The sequence below is a fragment of the Curtobacterium sp. MCPF17_003 genome, from assembly GCF_003224385.1.
GTDB classification, from domain to species: domain Bacteria; phylum Actinomycetota; class Actinomycetes; order Actinomycetales; family Microbacteriaceae; genus Curtobacterium; species Curtobacterium flaccumfaciens.
This window is the reverse complement of the sequence record NZ_QKLC01000001.1, coordinates 375520-389506: the sequence shown is the minus strand read 5'-3', so window position 1 is coordinate 389506 and position 13987 is coordinate 375520. Positions and strand designations below refer to the sequence as shown.

11 protein-coding genes are annotated in these 13987 nt (G+C 72.4%); 3 read left to right on the top strand and 8 right to left on the bottom strand.

Annotated features, from left to right (window positions below):
* Positions 1 to 83: 83 nt before the first annotated feature.
* A complete protein-coding gene (locus DEJ30_RS01860) occupies positions 84 to 887 on the bottom strand; it encodes an NAD(P)-dependent oxidoreductase (protein WP_181419952.1) in 804 nt (267 codons plus the stop codon).
* 231 nt (positions 888 to 1118) lie between these two features.
* Here DEJ30_RS01860 and DEJ30_RS01855 point away from each other — a divergent pair, with 231 nt between their 5' ends.
* The gene (locus DEJ30_RS01855) at positions 1119 to 2108 is read left to right on the top strand and encodes a LacI family DNA-binding transcriptional regulator (RefSeq protein WP_110858782.1); all 990 of its coding nucleotides are present in this window, start codon (positions 1119 to 1121) and stop codon (positions 2106 to 2108) included.
* 103 nt (positions 2109 to 2211) lie between these two features.
* Here DEJ30_RS01855 and DEJ30_RS01850 read toward each other — a convergent pair whose 3' ends face one another.
* From DEJ30_RS01850 to DEJ30_RS01840, 3 genes are all read right to left on the bottom strand, one after another.
* Positions 2212 to 2856, bottom strand: a complete 645-nt coding sequence (locus tag DEJ30_RS01850) for a TrmH family RNA methyltransferase (protein ID WP_110858781.1) — start codon at positions 2854 to 2856, stop codon at positions 2212 to 2214.
* Positions 2857 to 2976: 120 nt separating this feature from the next.
* The gene (locus DEJ30_RS01845; RefSeq protein ID WP_110858780.1) at positions 2977 to 3675 is read right to left on the bottom strand and encodes a TetR/AcrR family transcriptional regulator; all 699 of its coding nucleotides are present in this window, start codon (positions 3673 to 3675) and stop codon (positions 2977 to 2979) included.
* Between the two features lie 181 nt (positions 3676 to 3856).
* Positions 3857 to 7330, bottom strand: coding sequence for an SdrD B-like domain-containing protein (locus DEJ30_RS01840; RefSeq protein ID WP_146238467.1), 3474 nt, complete (start codon positions 7328 to 7330; stop codon positions 3857 to 3859).
* 180 nt (positions 7331 to 7510) lie between these two features.
* Between DEJ30_RS01840 and DEJ30_RS01835 the strand changes: the two genes are divergently transcribed.
* On the top strand, positions 7511 to 8308 hold the full coding sequence (locus tag DEJ30_RS01835) for an HAD-IIA family hydrolase (RefSeq protein ID WP_027464991.1): 798 nt from the start codon (positions 7511 to 7513) through the stop codon (positions 8306 to 8308).
* On the opposite strand, the gene DEJ30_RS01830 is transcribed toward DEJ30_RS01835, so the two are convergent.
* Positions 8305 to 9198, bottom strand: coding sequence for a CPBP family intramembrane glutamic endopeptidase (locus DEJ30_RS01830; protein ID WP_181419951.1), 894 nt, complete (start codon positions 9196 to 9198; stop codon positions 8305 to 8307). The two genes, DEJ30_RS01835 and DEJ30_RS01830, sit on opposite strands and share 4 nt — an antisense overlap.
* Before the next feature lie 37 nt (positions 9199 to 9235).
* Between DEJ30_RS01830 and DEJ30_RS01825 the strand changes: the two genes are divergently transcribed.
* Entirely contained in the window at positions 9236 to 9925 is a 690-nt protein-coding gene (locus DEJ30_RS01825; protein ID WP_027464846.1) for a metal-dependent transcriptional regulator, read from the top strand.
* 431 nt (positions 9926 to 10356) lie between these two features.
* On the opposite strand, the gene DEJ30_RS01820 is transcribed toward DEJ30_RS01825, so the two are convergent.
* The 3 genes from DEJ30_RS01820 to pyrE form a co-directional block, all read right to left on the bottom strand.
* On the bottom strand, positions 10357 to 11001 hold the full coding sequence (locus tag DEJ30_RS01820; protein WP_110858777.1) for a HEAT repeat domain-containing protein: 645 nt from the start codon (positions 10999 to 11001) through the stop codon (positions 10357 to 10359).
* 110 nt (positions 11002 to 11111) lie between these two features.
* Positions 11112 to 13430: a septum formation family protein gene (locus DEJ30_RS01810; protein ID WP_110858776.1), complete on the bottom strand. Its 2319-nt coding sequence runs from the start codon at positions 13428 to 13430 to the stop codon at positions 11112 to 11114.
* Positions 13427 to 13978: an orotate phosphoribosyltransferase gene (gene pyrE, locus DEJ30_RS01805; RefSeq protein WP_110858775.1), complete on the bottom strand. Its 552-nt coding sequence runs from the start codon at positions 13976 to 13978 to the stop codon at positions 13427 to 13429. The genes DEJ30_RS01810 and pyrE overlap by 4 nt, the downstream gene beginning before the upstream one ends.
* Positions 13979 to 13987: the final 9 nt, after the last annotated feature.

Here is a 13987-nt window from a genome sequence, read left to right as displayed (position 1 = left end):
GGCGCCGGGGCGCCGGGCGCGGGCGCGGCACGCTTCGTGAGCGGAAGAGGTCGGGTGACATCAGGTCACCCGACCTCTTCTGCTCACGAAGTGCGTTCGCCGAGCGGCTGGTGCACCATCCCGCCGCCGAGGGTGCTCAGGTCGTCCGTCGGCAGGGCTGCACGGGCGTCGGCGTCGAGCACGGCGGACGCGTCGTCGAGGGGGTGGAAACCGATGCGCTCCCCGGCGGACAGGTCAGCCGGCGACCCGGTGTTCCGCGACAGGGCCCAGACCACGTGGTGCCCGGGGTCGCGGAGCGCCACCGTCGCGAGCACCAGGCGTGTCAGGTCGTCGGGCGAGGTCCACATGAGCAGCCCCCGGGTCGTCGGCGGCAGCGCCCCGAACGCACCGATCCGCGCGGACACGATCGACATCTCGTACCGGTCGGCGAACAGGCTGCCGAGCAGTTCCATCGCCGCCTTCGTCACGCCGTAGTACGTGTCCGGACGGGGCAGTCGGTCGCCGGGCACACTCCCCGGCTGGTCGAGGGGTTCGGGCACCAGCCCCACTGCGTGGATCGAGCTCGCCTGCACCACCCGGAGCACCCCGGCGGCGGCCGCCCGTTCGAGCACGTTCTTCGTGCCGGTCAGGTTCGCCGCGATCAGGTCCTCCCAGGCGGCCTCGGTCGGGATGCCCGCCAGGTGCACCACGGTGTCGACCCCGGCGAGCGCATCGTCCACCGCCGCCGGGTCGTTCACCGAACCGGGCACGAACCGTTCCCCGGCGACGATCGGATCGTGGGGCCGCTGTTCGTCGAGCAGCACGAGGTCGTGTCCCGCGGACCGCAGTCGAGGACGCAGGGCGCTCCCGATCCGACCCGCGGCTCCGGTGATGAGCAGCGTCGCCATACAGCGGACGCTACCCCCGGCGCGCGAGCAGCGACCCCAGCTGCCCGCGCGGCGAACGCGACTTCTGTGCACAACGCGCCCCGGGCCTCCCGTGTGGAGGACCGGCCACGCGTCGATCGTGAGCAGAAGAGGTCGAGTCGCCGCTCCGCACCCGACCATTTCTGCTCACGAAGCGAACCGGCGCGCGCCCGCTACGATCGACGCACGAGCCAACGGAGGTCGAAGCGCATCATGGGAGACGGCAAGCCCGCGACCATCTACGACGTCGCTGCACGCGCCGGTGTCTCGAAGTCCCTCGTCTCCCTCGTGCTGCAGCGCTCCCCCCGGGTCAGCGACCAGCGCCGGGCCGCCGTGCTCAAAGCCATCCAGGAGCTCGACTACCGCCCCTCCACCGCGGCCGTCTCGCTCGCCGGCACGCGCAGCCGCACGATCGGCGTGGTGCTCGACGACTTCCGCAACCAGTGGTTCGTGGACCTGCTCACCGGCCTGCGCGAGAGCCTGCAGGACCAGGGACACCGGCTCGTGGTCGCCGACCGGTTCCTCAACACGGGGCTCGATGCCTCTCCGGTCGAGGGTTTCCTCTCGATGCGCGTCGAGGGCATCGTGATCGCCGGCGAGCCCACCACCGACCTCGCGATCCCCGCCTCGATGCCGCTCGTGATCGCCGGCGGCCGCGTCGCGATCCCCCGTGCCGACACCGTGGCGAACGACGACCACGCCGGAGGCGGCGTCGCGGCGCGGCACCTGCTCGACCTCGGCCACACCCGCCTCGGGTTCGTCGGTGCGAGCTCGGCAGCCTCGGCCGAACGCCAGACCGGGTTCGCGCAGGCCGCGGCGGCACGCGCGTCCGTCGTCACGACGGTGCTGCCGGGCGAACCCACCGAAGAGGCCGGTTCCCGCGCCCTCGGCATGCTCCTCGACGAGCACCCGGACGTCACCGCCGTCTTCGCGGCGAACGACGTGATGGCCCTCGGTGCCCTGTCCGAGCTCGCCGAACGCGGGTTGCGCGTCCCCGAGGACGTCTCCGTCATCGGTTACGACGACACCCCGGTGGCCGCGATGCGGTACGTCGGCCTGACGAGCATCGACGACCGCAGTGTCGAGATCGGCCGCGGCGCCGGCGAGCGCCTGCTGGCCCGCATCGCCGATCCGCGGATCGCCGCCACGGAACTCCTCGTCGAACCCCGCCTGGTCGCGCGCCGCACCACCGCCGCGCGCTGACTCGGCACCCCGGACCCCGGCCTGGAGGCCCGACCCGCCTCCGCCCCGCCCGCTCGGTGCGCGGGAACGGCCGGGTCCACGGCCCCCACCCGGCCGTTCCGGCTCAGGGAGCGTCCGGCAACCGGGCGTGCTGTACGACCCAGCTGTGCATGACGATCGCCGCGGCGGCCGAGGCGTTGATGCTCCGCGTCGACCCGAACTGCGTGATCTCCAGGTGTGCGTCGGCACCGGCGACCGCCTGCTCGGTCAGCCCGGGGCCCTCCTGCCCGAACAGGAACACGCAGCGCTCCGGGATCGTCGCGGTCTCGATGCGCTCGGCGCCGAGAGTGTTGTCGATGGCGACGACGGGACGCTGCTCCTCGGCCATCGCGGCGAGGAACGCCTCGACGTCGGGGTGGTAGCGGACGTGCTGGTACCGGTCGGTGACCATCGCCCCACGCTTGTTCCACCGACGTCGCCCGATGATGTGCACGGTGCCGGCCAGGAACGCGTTGGCGCTCCGTACGATCGAGCCGATGTTCAGGTCGTGCTGCCAGTTCTCGATCGCCACGTCGAACGCGTGCCGGCGGGTGTCGAGCTCGGCGACGATCGCGTCCATCGACCAGTAGCGGTAGCGGTCGAGCACGTTCCGGGAGTCCCCCGCGGTCAGCAGCTCCGGGTCGAGCCTCGGGTCGTCGGGCCAGGGTTCCGGGTGCGGTCCCACCCCGTTGGTCGTCAGCTCGTGCGACGGTTCGGGCGCAGTGGTCACCCGACCAGCGTACGGCCGGGCGCGGCGAACCAGGTTCCGGTCACAGCACCGCGGACCTGCGCGGTTCCGTGTCCGGAACCAGGTTCCGGTCACAGCACCGCCGGTTCAGGCGCCGGGGGCTCAGGCGGTACGGGTCCCGCGGTCGATGCGCGTCTCGATGCCGGCGATCAGGATGTCGAGGCCGAGTGCGAACCGGTCGTCGTAGGAGTGCTCGCCGAGGATCTCGCCCACCAGCCGGTGCCGCTCGGGGCGTCCGGCCTCGGAGTCCCCGCGTCCGACCTGCACCCCGGCGTGCCCGACCACGAAGTCGTAGACGATGAAGAAGGTGTACATCGCCTCGGCCGGCGGGAGTCCGGCGTCCTGCAGGGCACCGACGACCTTCGCCACGACGGCGTCGGACTCGGTCGAGGCGAGCGGGGCGCGCTGGCTGTGCGACTCGAGCACGAGCGGGTGGGTGCGCATCAGGTCGCGGAACGTCGTGGCGAAGGTGCGGACGACGGCGTGCCACTCGTCCGGCCAGACGAAGGTGGCGGTGAACTCGTCGACGGTGCGGCGGACGAGTTCGGCGTGCAGGTCGTCCAGGCCGCCGATGGTCCGGTGCACGGTCATCGGGGCGACCCCGAGCCGCACGCCCAGGGCCCGGAAGGACAGGCGGTCCAGGCCGTCCTCGTTCGCGATGGTCGTGGCGGCGTCGACCACCTGCTCGCGGGACAGCACGTTCGGGCGGCCTCGGCGTCGGCGCGGGGTCACCTCGAGCTCCGTCTCCGACACCGGGGTGGGTCGGGGCGCGGCGGACGGGGTTCCGGGTTCGACGAGCACGAGGGGGCCTCCTTGATTCGGTACGTGTCCCGAAAAGCGTAGGGCAAAAGCCGAGCGCAGTTCGGTGTCTCGACCATCTCGGGTCTGCCAGCAGCGCGCAAGAGCCGCTCCGGGCCTCCCGGCCCTTTCTGAGCGGACCGCCAGTGGGGCCGCGACGACCGCCTCGCCGCGGCCCCACGGTTCAGCGCTGGCTCGATCCGCGGGTGCGACGCCTGCGCGCGACGAGGAGGCCGCCCAGGGCCAGGAGCAGCACCGCCGTCACCGCCACCGGTCCGAGTCCGTCAGCTCCGGTGAACGCCAGTCCGCCGCGTGCCGGATCGCGGGATCCTTCGCCGGTACCCGCCGACGCCTCCGCGTCGGCGTGGGTGCCGGGTGTTCTCGAAGACCCGGTGCTCCCGGCGCTCCCGGCGTTCCCGGGATGTCCGGGCGTGCCGGGCGCTTCCAGACCACCGGGCGTCACCGGCGGTCCGGTCGGTGTCTCCGCTGCGGGCAGGAGCCCCGCGTCGACGGTGCGGTCCTGTTCGATGTGCTCGAGCTGGCCCTCGTCGGAACGGATCACGGCGAGTTCGACGGCGCCGGCCGCGCCGGAGGCGTCGGCGTCGGAGTCGATCGCGCGGTCGTCGCCGACGAGCTCCTTCGTGAACTCCCGACCGACCGGAGCCGTCCAGTGCACGGTGTAGCTGCCGGGGCGCAGGTCGTCGAAGGTGTACTCGCCGTCGCCGTTCGTGGTGGTGGTCCGGCGCACGGCGTCGCCGCGGTCGTCCGAGCCGGTGAGGCGGACCGAGACGTGCGCGATGCCGGCTTCGTCGTCGTCCTGCAGACCGTCGCCGTTCTCGTCGGACCACACGAAGTCCCCGATCGAACCGGAGACGACGGTGACCGTCGCCGGGTTGGACTGGACCGGGAGAGCGAGGTTCGAGGCGCGGAGGCCGAACCGGTTCGTGTACGTGTCACCGTCGCGCTGGCCCGCCGTCGCGACCACGACCCGGTGCGTGACGGTCTCGCCCACTGCCACGGGGGCGGTCCGCAGGATGCGCGCAGCCGTGACGTCCGCGAGCCCGGCCGGGCATCCCTCGGCGCCGAACGCCGACGCCGAGCACCAGGTGGTGGCGCCACCGCCCTGGTTCGACGGGTCAGCGGCGTCGAGCACGACGTCGCGCGGGTCGCGGTTCGTGTAGCGGACGCGCTCGCCGGCGGTGGCGGCGACCGCGATGGGCTCGGCGAGCCCGACCGTGCCGTGGAAGGTGGAATTGCGGGTGTCGCCCCGGTACGGAAGGACGTCGATGACGTCCAGGCCGTCGATCGGGGTGGTGTCGATGTTCGTGTACCCGAGGTCCCACTCCAGCTGGTCCCCCGAGACGACGACCGGTTCGACGGCGGTCTTCTCGATGCCGACCCCGCCGGTGGCGACGACCTGGACGGCGCGCTGGGCGTTGCGGAAGGCCTGCGGCGACCTGTCCGTCGGCGAGGCGATGTCCGTCACGTTGGTGATCGCGCCCGCCGGGGCGAGCTTCGAGACCGCGGCGGTGTACGTGATCGGATCGATCGCCTCGTTCGGACGGACCACTGTCGTCCAGGTGAGACGCTGGACGTCGTTGCCGTCGTCGTCCTTCGTGGTGTCGATCTCCGGCACCTCGGATGCACTGCCAGCGACGTAGGTCACGTGGTTCGGCAGCACGTCGCGCACCGTCACGGAGGCTTCCTTCCCCGTGGTGTTGCCGTTCGTGAGTGACGGGTACAGGGCGTAGTCGATGGTGTCGCCCGCGACGGTGAAGGTGGTCGCGTCGGGGGTGTCGTCCGCGTCGTGGCCGGGGTCGACGATCTTCTTCTGGATCCGGGCGAGGTTCTCGGTGAGGATGACGCTGTCGGACAGGGGACCGGCACCGAGGTCCGCGTCGGACCAGATGTCGTGCGCCCAGCGTTCTGAGCGGTCGCCGAACCACGCGTGACCGAAGTCGTGGGCCCGTGTGCCGTCGGCGGCGTCCTGGGTGGTGACGTAGCTGTAGAGCGTGCCGTCACTGCCACCGGGGACGTCACCGGTCGCGCGGACCGCTCCGACGGCATCGATGCCACCGGGGACGTCTTCCGGCCGGTCGTACCAGGGGCCGTCCTCGTCGTCACAGGTCGCCTTCTGCCCCGCGGACGGTGAGGTCATGTCGTACGCGGCGTACTGCACCTTCGCGCTGCGCATGCCGCTGGTCCACGCCGCGACCCTGCCGTCGCCGACGCGGGTGACGTGCTGCGTGTCGCGGTCGAAGGTGTCGCAGAGGACGGCGCCGTCGAACGACGTCAGCCCCTTGTTGGAGGCGCTGACGTCGCTCCGGAGCAGCGTGCCCGGGGTGGCCCACGGGTCGCCGTCGCGAGCAGAGCCCCGCTCGACGGCGCGACCGTCGCCGATGACCCGGAAGAGCCGCTTCTGCGCGGAGCCGTCTGCGTACTCGAGGACGTTGCGCTCGGCGGAGTTGTCACCCGTGGGTTCCGTGCCGCCGGGGAAGTTCGGCGCTCCGCTGACGGACGTGGTCTGCAGCGGCGTGAACGTGTTGACCGACTCCACCGAGGTCCCGGTCGGAGGGTTGGGCATCCAGAGGCTGATGTAGCCGCTCACGAAGTAGGGCTTGGCGCCGCCGGCGATCGGCCCGTTCGTGAGGCTCCTCGAGGGGACGTGGTCGGGGTCGGTGACCGTCCCGGTGATCGTGACGTCCACGCCCTGACCGGGGGCCGCCTGTTCGCACGAGAACTCCCCGGAGTCCGTGACCGCTTGCTCGCCGCCGCCGCTACCGCCGGGCAGGCCTCCCATCCGCCAGTCGCCCATGTCGTTGGGGCCGCAGACGGGGTTGCCACCGTTCCACAGGACCGCATCGGAGGGCACGGCACCGAGGATCTGGGAGAGGTCGTCCGTGAACGTCATCGGGCCGGTGCTCTTCTCGAACCCGAGGAGGCCCTGTCCGGGCACGAGCGGCTGCCAGTCCACGGCGATCGGGTAGATCAGCTGCAGCCCCTTCGTCGTTCCGTCCGGACCGGTGACGTCGGTCCGGAGCGATGACGCGTGGACGTTCTTGCTCAGGTTGTAGCGCGCGGCTGCGGACACCGTGACGGCGTCGGCGACCGCGGTGACGGTCCCGTTCTCGGCCTCGTCTGCGGTCGCGGTCACCGGGACGGCGAGCGTGTCGCCGTTCTGCAAGTCGCCCGAGACGTCGAGGACGATCGGCACGGAGACCGTCCGGCCTTCTCCGAGCGTGCCGATGTTGCAGGTCAGCACGGCCCCCGAGACCGCAGAGCCGGGGCCGGCGCAGATGGTCGGGACCCCTGCCCACGACGTGCCGGCAGGGGCGGTCGCGCTGAAGCGTTCGTTCGTGCTGGTGCCGTCGTTCGAGTTGAGGGAGACGCGGTACGTGACCGCGTCCATCGTGCGGACGATGCCGTTCTTCTCGCTCGCGTCACCACCAGCGCCGTCCGTCGGGGCGAAGGGGCCGTTGCCGTCCTTCGTGACGTCGATCGCGACGGCGACCGTGCTCTGCGGCGCGGCGGATGCGGTGCCGTCGGGCCCTTCCGGCTCGCTCGCCGCCACCGGGGCGGTCGGCAGGGCAAGACCGAGGACGACGCCAGCGGTGGCCAGCGTCGACACGGCGATGCGCGCTCTACTTCGAGATCGCATGGGTCTCCTTGTTCTCGCGAGGCTGATGTCCCGCAGATCGTGGGGACGAGGACCGCCCCGACAGGCAGCGTACGCACACATCGCATTCCACATCGATTATTCATGTTCTGAATATCGACGATGGTGATCACCGAACATCGGGACGGCAGGAGCGAGTCACCGCGCAGTAAGGTGAGGCCCATGGCGACCCGAGACGACGTCGAGTGCTGGCTGACCGACATGGACGGCGTGCTCGTCCACGAGAACCAGGCGCTCCCCGGCGCCCCGGAACTCATCCAGCAGTGGCTCGACGACGGCACCGAGTTCCTCGTGCTGACGAACAACTCGATCTTCACGCCGCGCGACCTCAGCGCCCGGCTCCGCGGCTCTGGCCTGCACGTGCCCGAGGAGCGGATCTGGACGAGTGCGCTCGCGACGGCCGACTTCTGCAAGTCACAGATGCCCGGCGGCTCGGCGTTCGTCATCGGCGAGGCCGGCATGACGACCGCCCTGCACGAGGCCGGGTTCATCATGACCGAGACCGCTCCCGACTACGTCGTCGTCGGTGAGACCCGCAACTACTCGTTCGAGGCGATCACCAAGGCCGTCCGGCTCATCCGCGCCGGCGCCCGGTTCATCGTGACGAACCCCGACGCCACCGGCCCGAGCGCCGAGGGGGTCCTGCCGGCAACCGGCGCCATCGCGGCGATGATCGAGAAGGCCACCGGCAAGCAGCCCTACGTGGTGGGCAAGCCGAACCCGATGATGTTCCGCTCCGCGATGAACCGGATCGGTGCGCACTCCGAGAACACCGGCATGATCGGCGACCGCATGGACACCGACGTGCAGGCCGGCATCGAAGCAGGGCTGCACACCGTGCTCGTGATGACGGGCATCAGCGACCAGGCGGAGATCGACCGGTACCCGTTCCGCCCGAGCGAGGTCATCTCCGGCGTGCACGAGCTCGTGCGCACCGAGCCGTTCGAAGTCGAGCTCTAGCCGGTCGCAGCCGGTTCGTGGGACGCCCCACGGGCCTCCAGGGCGAAGGCCGCCATCGGCGGCACCGTCCGCCACCGCTTCGCGAGCCGACGGGGCCGGTCGTCGTACCAGGCGATGATCCCGCCGGCCACGATGCCGAACGCGAGCACGCCGAACGAGAACAGCCCGATCAGACCGAGCAGGGTCAGCTTCCCGAAGTCGCCCGTGTCCGCGGTCGCCGAGAACCCGATCGACCCGAAGTCCCAGAAGGCGTGCAGCAGCACCGGAGCGAGCAGCGACCCGGTCAGCCGACGCGCGACGTACAGCGTCGACCCGAACGACGCGGCGAACACGACCTGGACCAGCGTCGGCCCGATGCCGGCGCCGGCGAGCGCGTTGAGCAGGTGCAGCAGTCCGAACAGCGCGCACGACAGGGCCCACACCCCCGTCTCCGGCAGGCGCCGCCGCAGTCCCACGAGCAGGGTGCCGCGGGCCATCAGCTCCTCGAAGACCCCGACGAACAGCACCCCGACGGCGAGCAGCAGGAAGTAGTGCGCGGGCAGCGCCGTCCAGTCGATCAGGGGCAGCCGGACGACGCACACCACCAGCACGAGGATCGGCGCGAGCATCGTCCACCGCAGCCGCGTCCGGACCGGGTCGACCGTGGCGATCCGCCACCAGCCGAGCGCCGTGACGAACAGGGCGAGTGCCGCGACGGCGATGCCCTCGGGGATCACGAGGGCGTGCACGACGCTGTCGACCGTCTGCCCGAGGGTCGCGTAGTCGTCGCTCGGCCGTGACCGCCAGGCGCTGATCGCCGCGAAGACCACGATCGGCGCGAGCCCGAGCAGCAGCGACGGCGGCACCGGCCAGCGACGGCGGGGGGCTCGGACGGGCGCGGCGGTGGTCATCTGCTGGTTGTACCAGGCGGGACGTACGATTGGCGGTATGCGCCTGCCCTCCCTGTCCACCATGGCAGAGGACTACGTCAAGCTCATCTGGAAGGCCAGCGAGCGCGGCGGACCCGGCTTGGCGACGCGGGACATCGCGGCGTCCCTGAAGGTGTCGGCGTCGACGGTGTCGGGCAACCTCAAGAAGCTCGACCGCGACGGCCTGATCGAGCACACCCCGTACTACGGCGTCGTGCTCACCCCGCTCGGGCAGCAGGTCGCGGTGGCGATGGTCCGGCGGCACCGGCTGATCGAGACGTTCCTGGTGGAGCGGCTCGGCTACTCGTGGGACGAGGTCCACACCGAGGCCGAGGCCCTGGAGCACGCCGTGTCGGAGCAGTTCCTCGACCGGGTCGACGCCGACCTCGGCCACCCGACGCACGACCCCCACGGCGACCCGATCCCCGGTGCGGACGGCATCGTGCCGGACTCCCCCGGCACCCTCCTCGGCGCGATCGAGCCTGGAGCCTGCGGCACCGTCGACCGCGTCTCGGACGACGACCCCTCGCTGCTGCGGTACTTCGACGAGCTCGGGGTGGGGCTGGGCACGCACCTTCGGGTCGAGCGGGTGCGGGACTACGCCGGCGTCATCGCGGTGTCGCGGCGGGCGACCGACGGCTCGGAGTCCCTCGTCGACCTGCCTGCCGCGGCGGCGTCGTCCATCTGGCTCGCGCCCGACGGCGACTGACCGCGCTGCGCGCGTGGCGGCGGACGGCACGCACGCGTTGGCCCGCCGGTCGAGACACCCCGCTCACGTCTGCCGAGCGGTCAAGAACTGTCGCCTGGGAGCCCCGCAGGCGACGGTTCGTGACCACTCGGCGCCCAGCGCACGGGGGGTCGTGACCGCACCGCGGCCCGCGAACGCGCGTGGCATCGGACGGGAGGCCCGGCGCACCGCCGCCACGCGCCTCCCGTCCGGCGCCCTCACCGGTCACGACACCACGCTCACCTCTGCCGACCGGTCACGCTCTGTCGCCCGGAAGCCCCGCAGCCGACGGTTCGCGCCCACTCGGCACCCAGCGCACGGGGTTTCGTGACCGCGCGACGCGGCCGCCCCACGACCGCGACGGTGACGCTTCGCGACCACCCGGCGCTCCCGGCCGGGCGCGCCCGCTGGCCCTAGCCCTTGACGGAGCGCGTCCGGCCGAGGGCGACCTCGCGCCGGGCCCGTTCGAGGGCGAGCGCTGATGCGGCGTCCGGGTCGTGCAGCAGTCGTTCGGTCTCGCGCACGTGCTCCCGGACGACGTCGGTCCCCCGGTCGGCGGCCGTGACGAGGAGGGGTCCGACGGTGTCCTCGCCGAGTCCCACCAGGGCACGCGACAGGCTGAGCCGACGCTCGCGGTCGCCGATGCCGAGCTGCACCGCGAGGATCCGCGCGAGCGACGCCCGCTCGTCGTCCGGGACCAGTGCGACGGCCGTCCGCCAGGCCGCGCGGAGCACCTCGTCGTCGTGGTCCTCGAGCAGTGGGCGCACCGCGGGCCACGCGTGCGGGTCACCGATCTTCGACAGGGTGTGGAGCGCCTGGCTGCGGGCCTGCGGCTCGGGGCGCTCGAGCTCGGGCAGCACGCGGGCCACGACGTCCTCGGCGGGGTGCCGGGTGAGTGCCCACGTCAGCATGTCGCGGACGAAGAAGTCCGGCTCGACGGCGCACTGCGCGACGAGCACCTCGAGGTCAGCGGGGTCCGGGGTGGTCCCCGCGGCCATCACGGCCTGCAGCCGGGCGGAGGATCGCGGGTCGGCGAGGGCATCGGTGAGCGTGGTCATCCCTCCATCGAACACCTGACGCCGCGCGCGCCCGAGCCATGCGCGTGCATGTTCCGACACACCACCCGTCGATCACGGGGTGGATCGTCGCAAGAAGGGTGCGGGCGCGCCTACGCCCCCGGCGCCAGCGACCCGGTCAGCGGCTGCCCCGACGACCGCGTCACGAAGCACGAGATGAACCGGTCACCCTGGTCCCACGTCGCCTGGTCCGGCGCGTAGGAACCCTGCACCTGCACGTCGCCCACGGCGGCGGCGGCCGAGGCGTTCAGCGCCGCGTCGGACTGGCACTGGTCGGCGGCCCGGGTCGCAAGGGCCTCGGTACCCGGGTAGGTGTCACCCTCGACCGCGAGTCGTGCGGTCAGCTGCCCGATGTGCGGCGTCGCGCAGTCCACCACCGTGAAGGTCTGCGACCACGCGTTCGTGAACGGCGACAGGCACTCCCCGCCGGCCAGGTCGGTCCACGGGTGCTCGCCGGGCAACGCCGGCGTCGTGGCGAACTGCAGGGTTGCGGCCGGTGCTGCGGGGCCACTCGGCTGCGAGGCAGACGCCGACGGCGCAGCGCTCGGTGTCGCCGGCGCCGACGAGGCAGCCACCGGCGACTTCGTCGGCACGGCCTGGTCGGCGATGTTGTTGCCGAGGATCCACTTCGACAGCAGGAACACCAGCACGATGAGCACGAGGATCAGCGCGATCGACCCGTAGATCAGCAGCTGCTTGCCGCGCTTGCCCTCGTTCCGCAGCCGCGCGAAACCCTCGTTGATGAAGTTGTCGCGTTCGCCGGACTGCCGGTCCGGACCGCCGGCAGGCCGTCCGGCAGCAGCGGACGCGGGGGCAGCAGCTGGAGCGGCAGCAGCCGCAGGCACGGCCGCCGCCGCCGGCATCATCCGCGTCCCGGTGTCCTCGGGGTCGTAGCCGGTGCCGCCGAGCTGCCCGACCGCCTCGGTGCCGAACAGGTCCTTGATGGCGCTCGTGTCGCTGGTCTCGCGGCCGTCCCACTCGGACTGGTCCAGGTCGTCCGGCGCCGCGGCGGGCAGGGACTCCGGCTGCGGACCGGTGTCGTTCCCACGCAACCCCAGAACGGCGTCGAGGTCCTGCCCCACCGACGGCGGCAGGTGCGCCGGGTACTCCTGTGCTCCGGTGGGTTCGACGAGCGGCGGTACGGCGGTCGGCGGCACGGTCGCGTCGGGCTCGGACCACCAGGGCGTCCCGGCAGCCGGCATCGCGGTGGTCGGGGCATCGGCCTGGAGGCCCTCGGTCGCGTCCGGCACGTCGTCCCCGGCGGGCTGACGGGGTGCGTCCACGGCCTCGGTCGCCTCCGACGGAGCACCAGCGGCAGCACCAGCGGCAGCGGCAGCACCAGCACCAGCGGCAGCCGCATCGGGGACGGCAGCCGGAGCAGCCGTGTCCGACACGGGCGCGGCCGGCACCACCAGGGGCACCGCCGGCGGCACGGGGACCGCCGGTGGCACCGGGTAGGTCCGCGGCGCCTGCGGCAGCCCGGAGGCCGGGGTGTCGACCTCGCCGGCGACGACCTCGTCCTCGTCGTCCAGCTCGTCGGCGAGCGACCAGGATCCGGCGGACAGCGCGGTGGTGTCGAACGAGCCGGTGGTCAGCGTCGCCGGGACCTCGCCGGGCTCGTCGTCACCGATCGCCCAGTCGAACGGCCGGTCGTGCGCGCCGGTCTGCGTGGGGACCGGCCCGGTGCTGGTGATGCGCAGCAGGTCGGTGAAGGTCGGCGGTTCCTCGGTCGGGGGCAGCACGTTCTCGACGCCGAGGGGCTGCGGTGCAGCGGGAGCCACGGGCTCCGGGTGGTTCCCGGTCGCGCGGCCGAGCCAGTCGACGTCGGCGCGACCCTCGCCGAACGGGTCGACGCGGCGACGCTCGTCCTCGATGGCCTTCGACGCGGCGGCACGTTCGTCCCGGTGGGTCTGCGCCGTCGGCAGCACGATCGACGACGGGTGCGGCGCGGTGGAGTCCGGCGGGGTGTCGGCGGCGGCGGGGATCCGGTCGTGCAGTGTGGAGCGTTCGTGCTCGACGACGGCGTCGGGGTTCTCGGAGGGTGCGAGCAGCTCGGGCGGCATCGAGATGGCCTGGGTCGCGCCGTCGTCGAGCGCCGGAGCAGCAGGCTCAGGCGCGGCAGGAGCAGCAGGAGCAGGAGTCTCAGCAGCCTCCGCCTCGCCATCGGCCACGAACGGCTCCGGCAGCGGCGCGCCCGTCTCGCGGGCGGTGCGCTCGGCCTCGCGGCGCTCCCGTCGCGACGGCCAGTCCTCCTCGCCGCGCGGAGCACCGAAGATGTCCGCAGCGCTGCGGAGACCGTGGAACGGAGCGTCCGAGCCGGACGCGCGCCGAGCCTCCAGGCCGTCGTCCCCGTCTGCCGGGCCGGCGGTGCCGTCGGGTTCGCGTGCGTCGTCCGGACGCTCCTCGGTCACGCGGTCAGCCCCAGATCAGCCAACCCGATGGCCGCGAAGTACGGGTAGCCGGCCGCCTCGATCGTCTCCTTGGCACCGGTGTCCCGGTCGACGACGACCGCGACGGCGGCGACGATCGCACCCTCGCGCTCGAGCGCCTCGGCCGCCTTGAGCGGCGAGCCGCCGGTGGTGGAGGTGTCCTCGAGCACGACGACACGCTTGCCCTTGAGGTCCGGTCCCTCGACCTGCTTGCCGCGGCCGTGGTCCTTCGGCTCCTTGCGGACGACGAAGGCGTCGTAGGTCAGGCCCCGGGCGGCGGCCTGGTGCAGGACGGCGCTGGCGATGGGGTCGGCGCCCATGGTGAGGCCACCGACGGCGGAGACGTCCGGCACCTGCTGCACGAGCTCGGTCATGACCTGGCCGATCAGCGGCGCGACGCGGTGGTCCAGGCTGACCTTCCGCAGGTCGATGTAGTACGTCGCCTTCTTCCCGCTGGTCAGGGTGAAGTCGCCGTGGAACACCGCTTCGGAGGAGATGTACTGGATCAACTGTTCGCGCGCGTCGGTCACAGCCCACAA

Excerpts from the sequence above, each read along its gene's own strand:
- DEJ30_RS01855 (WP_110858782.1), top strand. The coding sequence starts at position 1,119 with ATGGGAGACGGCAAGCCCGCGACCATCTACGACGTCGCTGCACGCGCC.
- DEJ30_RS01860 (WP_181419952.1), bottom strand. The coding sequence starts at position 887 with ATGGCGACGCTGCTCATCACCGGAGCCGCGGGTCGGATCGGGAGCGCC.
- DEJ30_RS01830 (WP_181419951.1), bottom strand. The coding sequence starts at position 9,198 with ATGACCACCGCCGCGCCCGTCCGAGCCCCCCGCCGTCGCTGGCCGGTG.
- DEJ30_RS01835 (WP_027464991.1), top strand. The coding sequence starts at position 7,511 with ATGGCGACCCGAGACGACGTCGAGTGCTGGCTGACCGACATGGACGGC.
- DEJ30_RS01840 (WP_146238467.1), bottom strand. The coding sequence starts at position 7,330 with ATGCGATCTCGAAGTAGAGCGCGCATCGCCGTGTCGACGCTGGCCACC.
- DEJ30_RS01820 (WP_110858777.1), bottom strand. The coding sequence starts at position 11,001 with ATGACCACGCTCACCGATGCCCTCGCCGACCCGCGATCCTCCGCCCGG.
- DEJ30_RS01825 (WP_027464846.1), top strand. The coding sequence starts at position 9,236 with ATGCGCCTGCCCTCCCTGTCCACCATGGCAGAGGACTACGTCAAGCTC.